We start from the raw sequence: 2991 nt of genomic DNA, 5'->3' as shown, positions 1-2991 counted from the left end.
AGCTCCGGGGCGATTTTTATTTCTATCGATGACAATGAGATTGCGCAACTAAAGTTACTCTGTCAGGAGATTTTTGGGGAGGAAAATTTTGTAGCCCAATTTGTCAGGAAAAACAAAGCAGGTTCCGGACATGACAGCGGTCAGGTTGCAGTAGAGTTTGATTACATGCTTTGCTTCGCAAGAAATAAAGCAGAATTGAAGTTTGCAAAAGAAAAGCTGGATGTGGAAAATGACAAGAAATATAAGCTTTCTGATGCCCATATCGAATTCCGGGGAAAATATTACCTCCGAGACCTTGATTACCGTGGTTCCTATAGCGAAAGCATGGATTATGTCATTACTGCTCCTGATGGAACAGAGATGCTTTCGGGAGGAAAATTTGGGAAACCCAATACCTGGCGTTGGAATCAGCACAAACTGAAATGGGGAATTGAAAACGACTTCATTGTCTTTAAGAAAACCAGCAAGCAATGGAAGGTTTATATCAAGCAGTATCAATTTGTCGACAACCTGAATAGGCGACGAGAGCGGCAGCTTCCATACCGGGCTTTGATCCAGTTTTTGAATTCAGAGGGAAGTCAGGAATTGAACGAGGTGGTAGCCCAAAGTATCTTCAAGTTTCCCAAGCCCATCGGTTTGATCCGGTTTTGCATTGATTTGTTTGAGGACAAAGACATCACCATATTGGATTTTTTTGCAGGTTCGGGGACTACCGGTCATGCTGTATTGAAAGCCAATGAAGCAGATGGCGGAAAAAGGAAGTTTATTCTTTGTACCAACAACGAAAACAATATCTGTGAAGAAGTGACCTACACGCGGGTTTCTAAAGTAATCCATGGATATGAGGGACCAAAAAAGATCCATGTGCCTATTCCCCAAAACCTAAAATATTTCAAAACGGCTTTTGTTGGAAAAGGTCAAAATACAGAAAAGATAGATCGGGCAATTTTTTCAACTTAAATGATAACCAATGGTCAGTTTAGAGCATGTCATACACCTTCCCTTGACCGAAGCTGAAATTCTCGATTCCATCCAAAAAGCCATAGAGAATACCAATATTTCTGAATTGGACAACCTACGGTTCCGCCATCCAAATATCCGGTTTGACTGCATGTTGCGGGGATATTTGGGCGAGTTTGCCATTCAAAAATGGCTCAAAGAAAACGGAATCGAAATAGAAAAGACAAACCTTATTTTAGAGGACGATCGTGTGGACATTGATTTTGTGTACAAAGGGAAAAACCTCGAACTCAAAACATCACTGGTTCCCGATGCAGACAAAACAATAGAAAATGCAATCCTCAACCGTGATATCAAATTGATCAAAAGAGAGGAAAGTATCGAAAATCTTAGGGGAGATGTCCACTTGCAGGTGTTTTTCAATCAAAAGAGGAAGGCAAAAGATGATTGGTTAAAAACCTTAAATGTTGATTTCAGCAGCAGGGATCCAAAAATCATATATCAAGCCCTTTCCGCCCGTAGGTATAAAGAGGATATGCTTTTTGTGGGATGGATAGAAAAGAAAGCTTTGGCTGATAGGATCAATTCCCTTTCCCCCAAAGACCGAACATGGACCTTTCAGAAGGCAAAGAGAGAGTTTTGGGCATGTAAAATTAAGGATTGCCATCAGCCGTCAGATTTGATTGGTTATTTAAAATCAATTTAAAGCAGACCTTCCGAATTCCTTTGTAAACGCATTTTATTTTCCCCAACTTTAAGCAAAATCATTGATCATGAACAGGTTTATATTCGGGTTTATCGCAGCGCTGTTGGTACTTGGGAGTATATGGTATTTTGTGGGCAAAAGGGAAAATAAAGACGAGATCCGGGCTAACTCTGCCATGATCCAACAACAGATCCAAAATGTGGGTAAACTGATCGTGACAGAGGGATACTTTTCACAGGTTTTCACTTTCAAAAATTCTCAAAACTTATTTTTGGATATTATTACTTCAGACAAAAAGGCTTTGGTTGTGGCAAATGCCAAAGCCACGGTCGAGTTTGATTTGAGGCAATTGGAGACAAAAATTGACGAGGAAACCAAGACTGTAACCATTACCAAAATCCCCGAGCCTGTCATCAACATCTACCCTGAGATTGAGTATTATGATGTGACGCAGGATTACTTCAATAAATTTGAAGCCAAGGATTATAATAAAATCAAAAACAGTGTTTCAGCCCAATTCCGCAAAAAGATAGAATCTACAGGCCTTAAAGACAATGCGCAGCAAAGGCTGATGAGCGAATTGGTCAATATCTTTGTGCTCACCAAATCATTGGGTTGGACGCTGATGTACAATGAAATCCTCATTGAAAACCCTGAACAGATGAAGAATCTTAAAAGGTAAGACTACTCTTTTTCTTTTGAAATTATATGACTCCTCTGGATAAAAACCATAATATGAAATCTTTATTGAATTTGCTGATCATCCTCGGTGTGTTTTTTTTAGTTTCCTGTAACACAAATCAGGAAAAATCAACTTCTGAGATAGATACCAAGAAACCCAATGTGGTCTTCATTTTGGCCGATGACTTGGGCTATGGAGATTTGGGAGTGACAGGTCAGACTAAAATCTCGACACCGAATATTGACAGATTAGCAGGTCAGGGGCTACTTTTTACCAACCACTATACAGGTACAACAGTTTGTGCACCATCGCGGTCTGCATTGATGACAGGCTTGCATACTGGGCATACGCCGATCCGTGGAAATTTTGAAGTCCAACCTGAAGGTCAATATCCCATGCCGGATACACTATTGACAATCCCCAAAATGATGAAAAAGGCCGGTTATGCCACCGGTGCTTTTGGAAAATGGGGGTTGGGTTTTATAGGAACTTCTGGGGATCCAAACAACCAGGGTTTCGACAGGTTCTTTGGGTACAATTGCCAACGATATGCGCATCGATATTATCCTGAATACCTTTGGGACAACAGTCAAAAGGTGATGCTAGAAGGGAATGACTGGACCAACAAAACAACCTATGCGCC

4 protein-coding genes are annotated in these 2991 nt (G+C 40.6%); all 4 read left to right on the top strand.

Annotation, left to right across the window (positions count from 1 at the left end; genetic code table 11):
• On the top strand, positions 1–960 hold a 960-nt coding region (locus ACZFYI_RS18230; RefSeq protein WP_462525554.1), incomplete at its 5' end, for a site-specific DNA-methyltransferase.
• 10 nt (positions 961–970) lie between these two features.
• Positions 971–1666 (top strand): hypothetical protein, encoded by a 696-nt coding sequence (locus ACZFYI_RS18225; protein WP_462525553.1) that lies wholly within the window; start codon positions 971–973, stop codon positions 1664–1666.
• A gap of 67 nt (positions 1667–1733) precedes the next feature.
• A complete protein-coding gene (locus tag ACZFYI_RS18220) occupies positions 1734–2348 on the top strand; it encodes a DUF4230 domain-containing protein (RefSeq protein ID WP_462525552.1) in 615 nt (204 codons plus the stop codon).
• Between the two features lie 53 nt (positions 2349–2401).
• The coding region (locus ACZFYI_RS18215) for a sulfatase-like hydrolase/transferase (protein ID WP_462525551.1) at positions 2402–2991 on the top strand (590 nt) is incomplete at its 3' end.

Source organism: Aquiflexum sp. (assembly GCF_977115555.1).
The sequence above is the reverse complement of the archived record's forward strand: the minus strand, read 5'-3'. Positions and strand labels throughout refer to the sequence as shown.

Bases quoted from the DNA above. Each gene is read 5' to 3' on its own strand.
- ACZFYI_RS18225 (WP_462525553.1), top strand. From the start codon at position 971: ATGGTCAGTTTAGAGCATGTCATACACCTTCCCTTGACCGAAGCTGAA.
- ACZFYI_RS18220 (WP_462525552.1), top strand. From the start codon at position 1,734: ATGAACAGGTTTATATTCGGGTTTATCGCAGCGCTGTTGGTACTTGGG.